Genomic DNA, 14,156 nt, shown 5'->3' with positions numbered 1-14,156 from the left:
CGTAAGGCCCCGTGAGGCTTCTCTTCGCTCCTCACGGGGCCTTCGCGGCACTGCCGGCCAACCCCGGACGGCGGGCTTCCGCCGGAGCGCACACGCGAGCGCGCCCCGACCGGAATACTGGCGGGTCATGAGTACGACGAACATGACCCACAGCGCCGTGAGTCCCGCAGCCTCAGTGAGCACGACCCTGCTGCTCGCCCGGCACGGCCGGACCGTCTGGCATGCCGAGAACCGCTACGCCGGAGTGAGCGACGTCCCCCTCGCCGACGAGGGGCACGCCCAGGCCGAGGCGCTCGGGCGCTGGGCCGCCGCGCACCCCGTGGACGCCGTCTGGACGTCGACCCTCTCGCGCGCCGTCGCCACGGCCGAGCCCGCCTGCCGCGCCCTCGGTCTCACCGCGCACCGCGAACCCGCCCTGCGCGAATGCGACTTCGGGGTGGTGGAGGGCCGCACCCTCGCCGAGTTCGAGGCCGAGAACCCCGCCCGGGCGAAGGCGTTCCGGGTCGACCCGGTGTCGTACCCCTTCCCGGAGGCGGAGGACCCGCGCACCGCGGCGGCCCGCGGGGCGGCCGTCCTGCGCCGGATCGCGGCCGCGCACCACGGCGAACGCGTCCTGGTCGTCGCCCACAACACCCTGCTCCGGCTGGTGCTCTGCTCGCTGCTGTCCATCCCGCTGGGCGAGTACCGCAGGGTCCTCCCGCGGCTGCGCAACGCCGCGATCACCGAACTCCGTATGACGGACGGTGCCGCCGCGCTGCTGTCGCTCAACGTGCCCTGCGCCTGACGCGGGCGGTGCATGCAGGAGGAGGGCCCCCGCGAGTCACGTCCTCGCGGGGGCCCTCCGTTTCTCCGCCTGCCACGTGAAAGGTGAGAAGACGATCACGAGCAGGACGTTTCATACCCGCCTCAGGGGGTCGGCAGCAAGACGTTCGCGCGGGACGTGGCCGCCTCGTAACGCCTGGCCACGTCCTGCCAGTCGACGACCCGCCACATCGCGTCGATGAAGTCGACCTTCTGGTTGCGGTACTGGAGGTAGAAGGCGTGCTCCCAGGCGTCGAACACCAGGATCGGCACCGAGCCCTGCCCCACGTTGCCCTGGTGGTCGTAGATCTGCTCGACGACGAGGCGACCGCTGAGCGGCTCGTGGGCGAGGACGCCCCAGCCGGAGCCCTGGGTGGTCGCGGAGGCCTTCGTCAGCTGCGCCTTGAATCCGGCGAAGGAGCCGAACGACTCGGTGATCGCGTCCGCGAGCTCACCCACACCGTCCACGGCGAGGGGCTCACCGCCGCCGTTCCCGCTCATGTTCGTCCAGTAGATGCTGTGCAGGATGTGGCCGGAGAGATGGAAGGCCAGGTTCTTCTCCAGCCCGTTGACCGCTCCCCACGACTCCTTGTCACGCGCCTCCGCGAGCTGCTCCAGCGTGTCGTTGGCCCCCTTCACATACGCCGCGTGGTGCTTGTCGTGGTGCAGCTCGATGATCTCGGGGCTGATCACGGGTGCGAGTGCGGCGTAGTCGTACGGCAGCTCAGGGAGTGTGTAGACGGGCATGACGAAGTCCCCTCCGGCCTCGTAAGACCTTATTGCACATAGCTTGCAAGTGCACGCTAGCAACAAAAGGCCCTCGTGCGGGTCGCACGAGGGCCTTTCGGGGGAGCGGGAACGGTCAGCGGGCGGCGCGGGCCCGCTGCCATACGTATCCGACGGCCGCCAGGAACAGCGTCATGCCGCCCGTCGAGTACAGCTGTACCCGGGTGTCCGGCTGCCGGGCCATCAGGACGAAGATCGCGGCCATGCCGGCCAGCGCCACCCAGGTCAGCGCCGGGAACAGCCACATCCGCACGACCAGCTTCTGAGGTGCCTCGCGCTCCACCCGGCGCCGCAGCAGCAGCTGCGAGACCGCGATGAAGATCCACACGACCAGGATCACCGCGCCGATCATGTTCAGCAGCCAGGGGAAGACGTCGTCCGGGCGCCAGTAGCTCAGCAGCACGCACACGAAGCCGAAGACGCAGGAGACGAGCACCGCGACGCGCGGGACTCCGGCCGAGACCCTGCCGAGGGCCTTCGGGCCCTGGCCGCGCTCCACCAGCGAGTAGGCGATGCGCGAGGAGCCGTAGATGTTGGCGTTCATCGCCGAGAGCAGCGCGACGAACACGACCACGTTCATCAGCCGGCCTGCGCCCGCGATGCCCAGGTGGTCGAGGGCGGCGACGTACGGGCCCTTCTCGACGACCTCCTTCGAGTCCCAGGGGACCAGCGTGACGATGACCGCCATGGAGCCGATGTAGAAGAGCGCGATGCGCCACATCGCCGTACGGACGGCACGCGCGACGCCCTGGACCGGATTCTCCGACTCGGCCGCCGCGATGGTGACCGTCTCCAGACCGCCGTACGCGAAGACCGACGCGAGCAGACCGACGACCAGCCCCTCGCTGCCGTGCGGGAGGAAGCCGCCCTGGCCGGTGAGGTTCGAGATGCCGGGGGAGTCGGTGCCCGGCAGGACGCCCGCGACGGCCAGTACGCCAAGGACCAGGAACAGGCTGATCGCGCCGACCTTCAGCGCGGCGAACCAGAACTCGAACTCGCCGAAGTTCTTCACGGCGGCGAGGTTCGCGACACAGAAGACCACCATGAACAGGGCGACCCAGGCCCACTCGGGCGTACCCGGCAGCCAGCCGGTGACGATCTTCGCCGCCCCGATCCCTTCGAGCCCCACGGCCGTGCAGAGCAGCACCCAGAAGGACCACCCCGCGGTGAAGCCCGCCCATGGTCCGATCGCCCGCTCGGCGTGCGCCGAGAACGAGCCCGAGGACGGATACGCGGCGGACATCTCGCCGAGCATCCGCATCACCAGCATGACCAGCAGACCGGAGACCGCGTACGCGATCACGATCGACGGTCCGGCGGCGGCGATCCCCGCGCCGGACCCGACGAAGAGACCGGCGCCGATCACGCCGCCGAGGGCGATCATCGACAGATGGCGCTGCTTGAGGCCGTGGGACAGCGGGGCGTGTGCGTCGGGAGCGGTGGGTGGGGTGTCGAGGGTGGTGCGGGACATGAGAGCGGGTGGTCCCTTACGTGCGAGTGGGCAAAAACGCCCACAGTCTGGGCAGCCTCTCCGCTCAGGGGGAGAGGCTGCCCACTATGCGGACACCCGGGGCACGGAGAGTGAGATTTCCTTTACTCGGCCACGGACGTGTAGTGCGAGGCGTCGCCCTCGATCGAGTAGCTCTCCTTGCCCTCGATGCCGACCGGTACGTCACCGGCGACGGTCACCCGGTGCAGGCGGCGCGGCCGGCCGTCGTAGTTGTCGATCGCGTAGTGCTGGGTGATCCGGTTGTCGAACAGGACCAGCTGGTTCGGGGACCAGCGCCAGCGCAGGATGTTCTCCGGCCGGGTGACGTACGACTGGAACAGGTCGAGCAGCTTGCGGGACTCGCCCACCGACAGCCCGACGATCCGCTGCGCGAACCCGCCGATGAACAGCCCGCGCTCGCCGGTCAGCGGGTGGACCCGGACGACGGGATGGGCGGTACGGAACTTGATCGACGTGAACTGGGCGCGCTGGGCGGCCTGTTCCTCGTCGATCTGCTCGTCCGGCACCGCGTAGTCGTAGTCGTTGGTGTGCTCGGCCCACAGGGTGTCGGCGAGCGCGCGCAGCGGGGCGGGCAGGTCCCGGTAGGCGGCCGCCGAACTGGAGATCAGGGTCTCGCCGCCGTACGGCGGGATCGTGATGCTGCGCAGGGTGCTGGCCTGGGGCGGGTTGAGGACGAAGGTCACGTCGGTGTGCCAGTGGTTGGCGCGCCCGCGCTCGCTGTCGACGGGGAGCACGTTCGGGGCGCCGTCGACGGCGGCCACCGTCGGGTGGGCGGTGGTGAGGTCGCCGAAGTGGCGGGCGAAGGCCTGCTGGCCCTCGTCGTCGAGGTGCACGTCGTCGAAGACCAGGGCCTTGTGGACGTTGAGGGCCTCGCGGATCGCGGTGACCTGTTCCTCGTCGAGCGGCTTGGAGATGTCTGCGCCGGAGACCCGGGCGCCTATGTTCGCGGTGACCTTGCTGATCTCGATGGACATGCGGGGTCCTTTCAGACGAGAGCGGGCTGGAGGTACTGGTTGGCGGGGCGGGGGAGGCCGTAGCGCTCCCGGAGGGTCCGGCGCGGTCCGTACTCCGTGCGGAGCAGGCCGCGGGCGCGCAGGATCGGGACGACGTGGTCGACGAAGGCGTCGAGGCCGGAGGGCAGGGTTGCGGGCATGATGTTGAAGCCGTCGGCGGCGCCCTGGGTGAACCAGGTCTCGATCGCGTCGGCGACCTGCTCCGGCGTGCCGGTGAAGGTGAGGTGCCCGCGTCCGCCGCCGAGCCGCCCGATCAGCTGCCGTACGGTGAGCCGTTCGCGGCGGGCGAGTTCGACGACGAGGGTGTAGCGGCTCTTGGCGCCCTCGATGACGTCCTCGGGAGGCAGGTCCGCGGGGAGCTGGGCGTCCAACTCCAGGGTTCCGGGCTCCAGTTGCAGCAGGTGCTCCAGGCGGTCCACGCCGTGCGTGTACACGATGTGGTCCTCCAGGACCTGCTCGTTCGCCCGCGCCTCGGCCTGCGTCGAGCCGAGCACCGGGACGATGCCGGGCAGCACCTTGATGTGCTCGGGATCCCGACCGGCCGCCGCCGTACGGGACTTGAGGTCCGTGTAGAAGGCCTGGGCGTCGGCGAGGGTCTGCTGCGCGGTGAACACCGCCTCCGCGTAGCGCGCCGCGAAGGTCTTGCCGTCCTCGCTCGACCCCGCCTGCACGAGCAGCGGGTAGCCCTGCGGCGAACGGGGCACGTTGAGGGCGCCCTCGACCCGGAAGTACGTCCCCTGGTGGCGCGGCGGGTGGATCTTGGCGTCGTCGCCCCACACGCCGGCCGCCTTGTCGGCGACGATCGCGTCGTCCTCCCAGCTGTCCCAGAGCTTGAGCGAGACGTCCAGGAACTCGGCGGCGCGCGCGTACCGTTCGGCGTGCGCGGGCTCGGCGTCGAGGCCGAAGTTGCGGGCGGCCTCCGCGCCCGCCGTGGTGACGATGTTCCAGCCCGCCCGGCCGCCGCTGATGATGTCGAGAGAGGCGAACTTGCGGGCAAGGTTGTAGGGGGAGTTGTAGGACGTGGACGCCGTGGCGATCAGGCCGATGTGCTCGGTGGCCGTCGCCAGCGCGGTGAGCAGGGTGAGCGGTTCCAGGGCGCCGGCGGGCCGTTGGGCGAGGTTGCTCCACAACTGGGGTCCGTCGGCGAGGAAGAGGGAGTCGAAGGTGCCGCGTTCGGCGATCCGGGCCAGCTCGACGTAGTGGGCGAGTTCGACGTGGGCGTACGGGTCGCTCTCCGGCAGCCGCCACGACGCCTCGTGATGGCCGGTGTTCATCAGGAAGGCGTTGAGGTGGAGTCGGCGGGTCATGCGTGGTCCTCCGTCACACCGAGGGCGGCAAGGAGGCGCTCCCGGTATTCACTCAGTACCGGCTCCCGGTAGGAGCGCGGGTGGGGGCGGTCGATGGTCAGGTCGAGACCGATCCGGCCCTGGTCGAGCACGAGCACCCGGTCGGCGAGGACGATCGCCTCGTCCACGTCGTGGGTGACCAGGAGCACCGAGGGGCGGTGGCGCTCCCACAGCTCCCTGAGCAGCACGTGCATCCGGATCCGGGTGAGCGCGTCCAGCGCGCCGAACGGTTCGTCGGCGAGGAGGAGTTCGGGCTCGCGGACCAGAGAGCGGGCCAGGGCGGCGCGCTGGGCCTCGCCGCCGGACAGCTCGTTGGGCCAGGCGCGTTCGCGGCCTTTCAGGCCCACCTCGGCGAGGGCTTCGCGGCCCTTCTCGGCCGCTTCCTTACCGTTCGTGCCGAGCAGCACGTTGTCGAGGACCCGCCGCCAGGGCAGCAGCCGGGAGTCCTGGAAGACGACCGACACCCGCTCCGGGGCGGTGAGCCGGCCGCTTCCGACGACCTCGTGGTCCAGGCCCGCGATGGCCCGCAGCAGCGTGCTCTTGCCGGAGCCGCTGTGCCCGAGCAGGGCCGTGAACTGTCCGGCGGGCAGGTCGAGGTCGATGTCGTCGAGGACCGTACGGCCGTCGAACGACCGTGTAAGACCCCGGAGCTGGACGGCGGGCGCGGTGGTCAGCTGCTGAGCGTGCGGCGCCATGACAGCACCCTCCGTTCGACGAGACGGACCACGCTGTCGGAGACCAGGCCGAAGACGCCGTAGATCAGCAGGCCGACCAGGATGACGTCCGACTGGCCGTAGTTCTGGGCCTGGAACATCATGTAGCCGAGGCCGCTGGTGGCGTTGATCTGCTCCAGGACCACCAGGCTCAGCCAGGAGCCGGTCACCCCGAGGCGCAGCCCCACGAAGAAGCCGGGCAACGCGCCGGGGATGACGATCTGGCGGACGAACTGGAGCCTCGACAGGCCCTGGACCTCGGCGAGTTCGACGTAGCGGTGGTCGATGCCGGACAGCGCGGCGTGCAGATTGAGGTAGATCGGGATGTAGACGACGATCGCGATGATGGCGATCTTGAAGGTCTCGCCGATGCCCAGCCAGAGGATGAACAGCGGGATGAGGCCCAAGGTCGGGATCGCCCGGTTGAGCTGCACGGTCCCGTCGATCAGCGCCTCGCCGATCCGGCTGAGCCCGGCCGCCAGCGCGAGGACCACACCGGCGGTCAGGCCCAGCGCGAAGCCGTATCCAGCGCGTTCCAGGGAGGTGCGGACGTCGGTGGGGAGCGTGCCGTCGGTCCACAGGTGACCGGCGGTCTTCAGGACCGTCCAGGGCGCCGGGATCGCGCCCGGGTCCAGCTGTCCGGCGGCGGAGGCGACCGCCCACAGGGCGAGGAAGAGAGCGGGGCCGATGAGCCGGGAGGCGGGCAGGCGCTTGCCGGGAGCGAGGCCGCGGCGCCTCCTGCGCCGTACGGCAGGCGGGTCCTCGGCGGCGGTCACCGGCACGGCGGTCGAGGTCGTGGTGGTCGTCATGGCCGTCACTTCCGGTACTCCGCCGGGACGGCCTTCGCCGCGATGCCCTCGAAGCGCCGGTCGAAGAGCGAGCCGACCTTGAACGCCTTCACGAAGCCGCCCTCGGCCAGCAGATCGGCGGTCTCCTGCTCCCACTTCACCGCCTCGTCCCAACTCGGCGGGAACAGCGGCTTGTTGGCGAGCTCGGTGATGGACCGGGCCTGTGCGAGCGTGAGGTTCTGCGTCTTGACGTAGAACTCCTCGTTCCAGGCGTCCGGGTGCTCGTACGCCCACACCTGCCCCTGCGCCCAGCGCGGGATGTACGCGGCGACGGCCGCCGCCTTCGCCGGGTCGGCCAGCACGGAGGTGGGCGCCCACAGCAGGTTGAGCAGGTCCACGACATCGGTGGTGATGGTGTGAGCGCCCTTGGACCCGTACTGCTTGAGGTAGGCCGGGGCCTGCTGGTTGGCGAGCGGAGCGATGTCCACCTGCCCCGCCTGGAGCGCGGTGAGGAACTGGTTGCTGGTCAGCGGCACCAGGTGGACGTCGTCGTACTTGATCCCGGCCTGCTTCAGGGCGCGCAGCAGTACGACCCCCTGCGCCTGTCCCTGTGAGAAGGCCAGCTTCTTGCCCTTGAAGTCCGCGACGGTGTGGATGTCACTGCCTGGCTTGGTCGCGAAGAGGTAGTTGGGCTTGCGGGTGATGTTGATCGCGACGATCTTGGCGGCGTAGCCCTGGTAGTGCGCCTGGATCGGCGGGATGCCCGCGTTGTTGGCGACGTCCAGGGACTTGGCCCGGAAGGCGTTGATGACATCGGGCCCGGCGCCGATGTTCACCCAGCTGGAGACGGTGAACGGCAGATCGGTGAGGCCCGCGAGCTTGAACTGGAGCTGCTGGACGTTCTGGTACGAGGCGATCTTGAGGCTCGTACCCGAGGGGACCTTGGCGGACAACGGGGCGGACAGGGACCCCTTGGACTTGCTGTCGGCGGCACTGGCCCCCGCGCAACCGCTCAGTCCGGCCGCGGCGGCCACGCCGAGCAGGGAGGACAGGAACAGCCGCCGGTCGACACCGGGCGCGAAAGGGGACGACGAAGGAGACAGTGGTGGCATGGGAGGACTCCGGGGATCCAAGTGGCGGAAATGCGCGCGGAATTCCGGGCAGGCGGAATTCAACAAGGGAGGGAGGTGAAAGAAGCGAAATACGCGCGCATGGGGAAGCGGGAGGCGCACGCCGAAGGCGCGGCAGAAGAAGCCGGGTGATCGTCGACGCGTCAACGCGTCAGCAGGTCACCACATCAGCAGGCCGACACACCAGCGGGCCGGCACACCGGCAGGTCAAGGCGTCGACGCGGCAGTGACCCGGCGTCAGCAACAACGCGTGCGTGCGACCCGCATAAGGTCGACGACGCGGCACTTGGTCAGCGGAACCTGCACCCGCGAGCTGCTCATGAGGAGGATGCTCCTGTCCTCGTACGACCGCTGTCAACATTCCGAGTTTCTGAATTAATTCGTCCCCGGTGACAGGCTCAGCGGATCCCGGTACACCACGTCGAGTGCCACGGATCCACCCGCGACGGCGAGCACGGATTTCGGGAAACTGGTCGGCAGGACCGAGGCAGCCCGGTCCGCCCCCACCTCGGCGCGCAGCGCCCCGAGGCAGTCCTCCCGATGCACGGTCCCGACCTCCGCGACGACGACCGTGTCCGGGTTGAGCACGTCCAGCAGCAGCCGGGCCGCCCGCCCGACCGTCCGCGCCCGCTCCAGCAGCAGACGGACGGCGACGGGGTCGCCGTCGGCCGCGGCGCCGACCACGTGCATCGGGTCGGCGATGGTGATGACCCCAGCCTCCCGCGCCCGCCGGCACAGCGTCCGCTCGCTCAACTCGGCCTGAAGGCAGCCGGTCCGGCCGCAGTCGCACCGCTCCGAGCCGCCCGGCAACGGCAGATGGGCGATCGCCCCGGCCTGGGAGCGGGGGCCGTGGTGCACCTCGTCGTGGGTGGCGAAGGCGGCGTCCACCACGTTGCCGACGAACAGGTGCAGCACGCTGCGGCTGCCGCGCGCCCGCCCGAACAGCCGCTCTCCGTTGACCAACGCCCGTGCGTGCCCGTCCACATGGACCGGCAGCCCGGTCTGCGTGCCGAGCGCGTCCCGGACGTCGACGTCACGCCAGCCGAGCAGTGCGTGCTCCACGATCGTCCCGGAGTCGCGGTCCACCCAGCCGCCGGCCGCGACACCGATGCCGAGGGGGGTGCGGCCGGGGTGGTCGGTGAGCAGGGCGGCCAGCCCGGCGGCGGCGTTCGCGAGTATGCGGTCGGGCTCCGTGCCGTCGTCGTGGGCGAGCCGTCGCTCCATGACGACCCGGCCGCGCAAATCGAGCAGGGCGACGGTGGTGTACGGGACGGCCACGTGGACTCCGCCGACCACGAACCGGGAGTCGTCCAGGTGGATGGGGACGTGGGGACGTCCGACGCCGTTCGACTGCCGGGGCGCCGGAGCCTCCCGGATCAGGCCGAGCGCGGTGAACCGGGCGCAGTAGTCGGTCACCGAGGCGGGGGAGAGGCCGGTCAGCCGGGCGACGGTGCTGCGCGCGACCGGGCCGTGTTCCAGGACGGAGCGCAGGATGACGCTGGCGCTGGTGCGGCGGCGGTCGCCGACGGCGGCGCGGTGGGGTGTCGTGGGCGGGGAGGGGGCCAGGGAGGTACGAGGCATGGCGCTTCCTAGGGAGCGTGTCCGAAACGGTCGCGTCTCGGCGAGCCGGATGCGCTCCGCCCGCCCTACCCGGGGCGACAGGTGGCGGTGCCCTGGCGTCGCAGGTCGACATAGCGACGCGACGCGAAGTTCTCAGCCTGGGCAACCATGCCCTGAAGGGTAGGTCTTACCCCCGATTCCGGCCAGGGTCCCCCATCCCTCGCCCTCACCGGTGGCAGCGCCGCCGGCTCCCCGCATCGGCCTTCGCCTCCGAACTCTGGCCGAGTCGAGGCCTTCAGGGGCGCGGGGAACTGCGCGAACGGCCCCCACCGGGCCGCAGTCGAACGAAGACGCCAGACGGGGTCCGGGGCGGAGCCCCAGAGGGATGGGACGGGTAGGGGCGGCGGGGGCGAATTGGTGAGACCCTACAGACCGCGCTCGACTCTCTCCGTGGACAAAACCGTCCCACCTCAGTGACCAGCATCACGCCCCGATAGGTGTATGCGGCCCCCTTTGTAAGGGCTCCACCAAGCCCGGGATCCCCGCTTTGTCGATCGCACACGGTGATCCACCCGTCCCCCTGGGATAGCGTCACCGTGTCCCGACCCCCCCCGTCACCCGCCGGAGTCCCCATGAGCACCGCTGCCGCCACCCCCCGCCAAGGCATCCGCCCCGGCGAGGTCCTCGCCGACCTGCTCCCGGCCTCCCGCGTCAGGGACATCACCCTCGTACTCGGCGGAGCCGCCCTCACCGGTCTCGCCGCCCAGATCTCCCTGCCCGTGCCCGGCTCCCCGGTCCCGGTGACCGGCCAGACCTTCGCCGCCCTCCTCGTCGGCACGGCCCTCGGCGCGGGCCGCGGCTTCCTCTCGCTCGCGCTCTACGCCCTCGTCGGCATGGCAGGCATGCCGTGGTTCGCCGACGGCGGCTCCGGCACCGCCGCCCCGTCCCTCGGCTACATCCTCGGCATGATGCTCGCCTCCGCCGCCGTGGGCGCCCTCGCCCGACGCGGCGCCGACCGCTCGTTCCTGCGCACGGCGGGCACGATGCTGCTGGGCGAGGCGATCATCTACGCGGTCGGCCTCCCGTACCTGGCCGCCGCCACCGGCATGTCACTGAGCGCGACCCTCGCGGCGGGGTTCACCCCGTTCCTGATCGGCGACGCCCTGAAGGCGGCGCTGGCGATGGGCGTCCTGCCGACCGCCTGGAAGTTCCTCAACCGCTGAGGCCGTAGTCCCCTCGGAAGAGGTTCGCAGTCCCCTCGAAAGAGGCTCGCCAGGTCGTACTCCGACTTCGACCCGGCGAGCCTCTTCCGTGTTCCGGGCCCGTACAGCCGCACCGCACCTGTCCCCGCAGTACGTGTGCGTGCGCAGAAACTGAAGGCGGGCCGGGACGCCGCGCACACGGCGTCCCGGCCCACCCGGTCACGACTGCGGCTGCCGGCGAGGCCGCCGCTGGGCCCACCACATCCCCGCCGCCCCGACGGAGACGAGCGCCGCCCCCGCCGCGCCGAGCGGCAGAAGGTCACTCCCGGCGCCGGTCCTGGGCAACTGGTCGCCGCCGGGTGTCACCGGCTTGTTCTCGGTGTCGAGCAGCAGCGGAGTGGCCGGGGCGTTCGGCGACGGGTTCGTCGTACCGAACGGCACCGGGCCCTGCTGCCAGAACGTCTTCTTTCCGTCGCTGTCCTGCACCGGCAGGCAGATCTTTCCGGTCTTGCTCAGATCGAAGGTCGCGGCGACGGCGTACGACTGCGACTTTCCGGCCGCGAGATTGCCGACATCGCACACGAATCCACTGTTCGAACCCTTGGGCAGATCCTTGGCCGCCATGGCGGAACAACCTTTGACGCTCTTGACCTGTAGGCCGTCGAATCCGACCACCAATAGCCGGATCTTTCCGCTGTCCTTGGTTCCCTCATTCTTCACCGTGGCGGTCAGCGCCGTTTCGTGCGTGCTGTTGTCCACCGAGATCTTCTCGGGCAGCAACGTGGTCAGCTTCACGCCCGCCGGTGCCGGGTCCACGGCCTTTCCCCCCTTGCTGCTCCCCGGTCCCTGGTCGTCCGCGACGGCGGTGAAGGAAAGGATCATCACGGCCGAGAAAGATGCCGTGAGCAGCGATCCCGCGATGGTCGTCGTGTGACGAGAACTCATGTTCGCCCCCCTTGGCTGCGCCTGAATTCGCAGTACTTGAAGAGGTACCACAAGATTTCTCCGCACTATGCTGGTACGGCATGAAGTGTGACCATTGTGTTTCTGCTGTGGCGGACGATTGTGGCGGGTGTTGAGGGGGTGCAGGGGTTTGACGGGGAATACGAGTGGCGGTGTTCCGGGATTATTGGTGACGGGTCGATATCGGCTGGCCGAGAGTATTGGCCAGGGGGGAATGGGGCGGGTGTGGCGAGCCACCGACGAAATGCTCGACCGGCAGGTCGCCGTCAAGGAAATGCGGATCGACGGACTCGACCCGGAGGACACCCGAACCCGCCGCGAACGGACCCTGCGCGAAGCCAGGGCCACGGCCCGGATCGACCATCCCAATGTCGTGCGCATCTATGACGTCGTGGACCAGGGCGAGCGCCTGTGGATCGTCATGGAACTCGTCGCCGGCCGCTCCCTCGAACAGCTCGTGGTCGAGGACGGACCGCTCGACCCGCCCGCCGCGGCCCGTATCGGGCTCGAACTGGTCGCGGCGCTGCGCCAGGTGCACGCGGGGGGAGTACTGCACCGGGACATCAAGCCGGGCAACGTCCTGGTCGAGCGGCGGGGCCATCGTGTCGTCCTCACCGACTTCGGCATCGCCGCGCTCCAGGACGCGGAGGCGCTCACCATGGTCGGGATGCTGGTCGGCTCCCCGGACTACATGGCACCCGAGCGTGTCTCCGGACGCCCCCAGGGCCCGCCGTCCGACGTCTGGTCCCTGGGTGCGACGCTCTGCGCGGCCCTCGGCGGCCGCTCTCCGTTCTCCCGTTCGACCACGCTGGCGACGTTGCACGCGGTCCTGTACGAGGAGCCCGAACTCCCTTCCACGGCAGGTGACCTGGGGGAGATCCTGGCCGCCCTGCTGGAGAAGGAGCCGTCGACCCGACCGGGTCTGGAGGAGCTGGAGACGGCGCTGCGCCCGATCGCGTTCCCCCGACCGGAAGAGACCGAATCCCCTGAAGCGGGGCCCGTACCCGAACCAGCGGAGGGGACACCGGAAGCACCGGAAGCGCCAGGGACACGGGAAGCACCGGAAGCGCCAGGGACACGGGAAGCACCGGAAGCGCCAGGGACATGCGAGATATTGGAAGCGGCAGAGACGCGGGAGGCGCCGGAGGCACCAGAGGCATCCGAGACGCCAGTGGTGGGAAGGACGGCTGAGGCTCCGGACGCACCGGAGATGCCGGAGATGCCGGAGACACCGGAGACACCGGAATCCGCGCCACCCCCCGTCCCCCTGTTCCACCAGGAGTCGCCCACGCGCGCGCTCCTGGACGTGAGCCTCATACGCGCCGCGCACCATCCCCCGCCCCGGCGGGACCCCGAACCGACCCCGGAACCGGACTCCGAGCCGGACCCCGTACAGGACGCCATCCCGGAGCCCGATCCCACACCCGATCTCACGCCCGCCCTTGAACCCACACCCGCCCTCAAACCCACGCCCACACCCGCCCCTGAAGCCACGCCCGTCCCCACACCCGCCCCCGTCCCCACACCCGCCCCCGAGCCCGGCGCACCCCCGCCGCTTCCCGAACCCCGCTCCCTGGCCACGCACACCACGGTCTCCCGCGCGGTGGTCATGCCGCCGGGCGAACTCCCCGGCCCCGCCGTGCCCTCCGTCCCACGCCGGGGCCGGCGCCGGATGGGCCTGGCGGCCGCCGGTGGCGTGGTGATCGTGGGAACCGTCGTCGGGCTCGTCATGACGCAGACAGGCGGCTCCTCCCACGACACGACCGGCGCGTCCGCCTCCACATCGACCTCCACCTCGACCTCACCATCGGCCTCGTCGACGTCACCGAACTCCGCGCAGACCTCATCCACCGCCCCCTCCTCCCCACCCCCCACCGTCGACGGCACGTCACGCCCGCCGAGCCTGCCGGCGGGCGCCCGGAAGGAGGCCGGGCTGTACGCGTGGGTGCCGCCGCAGGGCTGGCAGCGGGTGGCGGAGAGCGGTTCCGAGGTGCACTACACCTCGCCCGACCGCGCGCAGGAGATCGTGGCCAACGCGACCCCGGCCCGGGGTGACCTGCTGGCGCAGTGGCAGCAGGCGGAGGTGGGCACCAGCAAGGGCCTGAACTACCGCCGGATCCGCCTGGAACGCACCACGTTCCGCGGCGCTCCCGCGGTCGTCTGGGAGTACACCGTCACGGCCAAGGGCCGGCTCTGGCACGTCCGACTGCTCGGCTTCCGCTCCGGCGGCACGTCGTACGAGATCAGCACCTGGTACCACCCCGACATCGAGGCGACCGCGCTCCCCCTGTACGACGAGGTCAAAAAGAGCTTCACGCCCCTGTGAACAGAGGGGGAGGGGCCC

Annotated in this window: 12 protein-coding genes; 3 read left to right on the top strand and 9 right to left on the bottom strand. The window is 70.5% G+C overall.

Going from position 1 to position 14,156, the window contains the following annotated elements:
• Nucleotides 1-175 precede the first annotated feature (175 nt).
• Entirely contained in the window at nucleotides 176-784 is a 609-nt protein-coding gene (locus ACFVWD_RS40240; RefSeq protein WP_101408129.1) for a histidine phosphatase family protein, read from the top strand.
• A 122-nt stretch (nucleotides 785-906) separates the two neighbouring features.
• Here the strand turns inward: ACFVWD_RS40240 and ACFVWD_RS40235 are convergent, their stop codons facing one another.
• From ACFVWD_RS40235 to ACFVWD_RS40200, 8 genes are all read right to left on the bottom strand, one after another.
• Complete coding sequence (locus tag ACFVWD_RS40235; RefSeq protein ID WP_389602925.1) at nucleotides 907-1,548, bottom strand: superoxide dismutase; 642 nt, start codon at nucleotides 1,546-1,548, stop codon at nucleotides 907-909.
• Nucleotides 1,549-1,663: 115 nt separating this feature from the next.
• Entirely contained in the window at nucleotides 1,664-3,058 is a 1,395-nt protein-coding gene (locus ACFVWD_RS40230) for an amino acid permease (RefSeq protein ID WP_389602924.1), read from the bottom strand.
• Between the two features lie 122 nt (nucleotides 3,059-3,180).
• Entirely contained in the window at nucleotides 3,181-4,071 is an 891-nt protein-coding gene (locus tag ACFVWD_RS40225; RefSeq protein WP_389602923.1) for a TauD/TfdA dioxygenase family protein, read from the bottom strand.
• Nucleotides 4,072-4,082: 11 nt separating this feature from the next.
• Nucleotides 4,083-5,417, bottom strand: coding sequence for an LLM class flavin-dependent oxidoreductase (locus ACFVWD_RS40220; protein ID WP_389602922.1), 1,335 nt, complete (start codon nucleotides 5,415-5,417; stop codon nucleotides 4,083-4,085).
• The gene (locus ACFVWD_RS40215) at nucleotides 5,414-6,151 is read right to left on the bottom strand and encodes an ABC transporter ATP-binding protein (protein WP_168491541.1); all 738 of its coding nucleotides are present in this window, start codon (nucleotides 6,149-6,151) and stop codon (nucleotides 5,414-5,416) included. Before ACFVWD_RS40215 ends, ACFVWD_RS40220 begins: the two co-directional genes overlap by 4 nt.
• Nucleotides 6,127-6,978: an ABC transporter permease gene (locus tag ACFVWD_RS40210; protein ID WP_389602921.1), complete on the bottom strand. Its 852-nt coding sequence runs from the start codon at nucleotides 6,976-6,978 to the stop codon at nucleotides 6,127-6,129. Before ACFVWD_RS40210 ends, ACFVWD_RS40215 begins: the two co-directional genes overlap by 25 nt.
• A 5-nt stretch (nucleotides 6,979-6,983) precedes the next feature.
• Nucleotides 6,984-8,069 (bottom strand): ABC transporter substrate-binding protein, encoded by a 1,086-nt coding sequence (locus ACFVWD_RS40205; RefSeq protein ID WP_389602920.1) that lies wholly within the window; start codon nucleotides 8,067-8,069, stop codon nucleotides 6,984-6,986.
• Between the two features lie 393 nt (nucleotides 8,070-8,462).
• Complete coding sequence (locus ACFVWD_RS40200) at nucleotides 8,463-9,668, bottom strand: ROK family protein (protein ID WP_389602919.1); 1,206 nt, start codon at nucleotides 9,666-9,668, stop codon at nucleotides 8,463-8,465.
• A 611-nt stretch (nucleotides 9,669-10,279) separates the two neighbouring features.
• Here ACFVWD_RS40200 and ACFVWD_RS40195 point away from each other — a divergent pair.
• A complete protein-coding gene (locus ACFVWD_RS40195; protein WP_101405161.1) occupies nucleotides 10,280-10,870 on the top strand; it encodes a biotin transporter BioY in 591 nt (196 codons plus the stop codon).
• 198 nt (nucleotides 10,871-11,068) lie between these two features.
• Here ACFVWD_RS40195 and ACFVWD_RS40190 read toward each other — a convergent pair whose 3' ends face one another.
• A complete protein-coding gene (locus ACFVWD_RS40190) occupies nucleotides 11,069-11,794 on the bottom strand; it encodes a hypothetical protein (RefSeq protein WP_389602918.1) in 726 nt (241 codons plus the stop codon).
• A 187-nt stretch (nucleotides 11,795-11,981) separates the two neighbouring features.
• On the opposite strand from ACFVWD_RS40190, the gene ACFVWD_RS40185 reads away from it, so the two are divergent.
• Nucleotides 11,982-14,138, top strand: a complete 2,157-nt coding sequence (locus ACFVWD_RS40185) for a protein kinase (RefSeq protein WP_389602917.1) — start codon at nucleotides 11,982-11,984, stop codon at nucleotides 14,136-14,138.
• The last annotated feature ends 18 nt before the right edge of the window (nucleotides 14,139-14,156 follow it).

Source organism: Streptomyces sp. NPDC058086 (genome assembly GCF_042885015.1).
Classification (GTDB): domain Bacteria; phylum Actinomycetota; class Actinomycetes; order Streptomycetales; family Streptomycetaceae; genus Streptomyces.
The sequence above is the reverse complement of the archived record's forward strand: the minus strand, read 5'-3'. Positions and strand labels throughout refer to the sequence as shown.

Bases quoted from the DNA above. Each gene is read 5' to 3' on its own strand.
- ACFVWD_RS40235 (WP_389602925.1), bottom strand. From the start codon at position 1,548: ATGCCCGTCTACACACTCCCTGAGCTGCCGTACGACTACGCCGCACTC.
- ACFVWD_RS40230 (WP_389602924.1), bottom strand. From the start codon at position 3,058: ATGTCCCGCACCACCCTCGACACCCCACCCACCGCTCCCGACGCACAC.
- ACFVWD_RS40225 (WP_389602923.1), bottom strand. From the start codon at position 4,071: ATGTCCATCGAGATCAGCAAGGTCACCGCGAACATAGGCGCCCGGGTC.
- ACFVWD_RS40220 (WP_389602922.1), bottom strand. From the start codon at position 5,417: ATGACCCGCCGACTCCACCTCAACGCCTTCCTGATGAACACCGGCCAT.
- ACFVWD_RS40215 (WP_168491541.1), bottom strand. From the start codon at position 6,151: ATGGCGCCGCACGCTCAGCAGCTGACCACCGCGCCCGCCGTCCAGCTC.
- ACFVWD_RS40210 (WP_389602921.1), bottom strand. From the start codon at position 6,978: ATGACGACCACCACGACCTCGACCGCCGTGCCGGTGACCGCCGCCGAG.
- ACFVWD_RS40205 (WP_389602920.1), bottom strand. From the start codon at position 8,069: ATGCCACCACTGTCTCCTTCGTCGTCCCCTTTCGCGCCCGGTGTCGAC.
- ACFVWD_RS40200 (WP_389602919.1), bottom strand. From the start codon at position 9,668: ATGCCTCGTACCTCCCTGGCCCCCTCCCCGCCCACGACACCCCACCGC.
- ACFVWD_RS40195 (WP_101405161.1), top strand. From the start codon at position 10,280: ATGAGCACCGCTGCCGCCACCCCCCGCCAAGGCATCCGCCCCGGCGAG.
- ACFVWD_RS40190 (WP_389602918.1), bottom strand. From the start codon at position 11,794: ATGAGTTCTCGTCACACGACGACCATCGCGGGATCGCTGCTCACGGCA.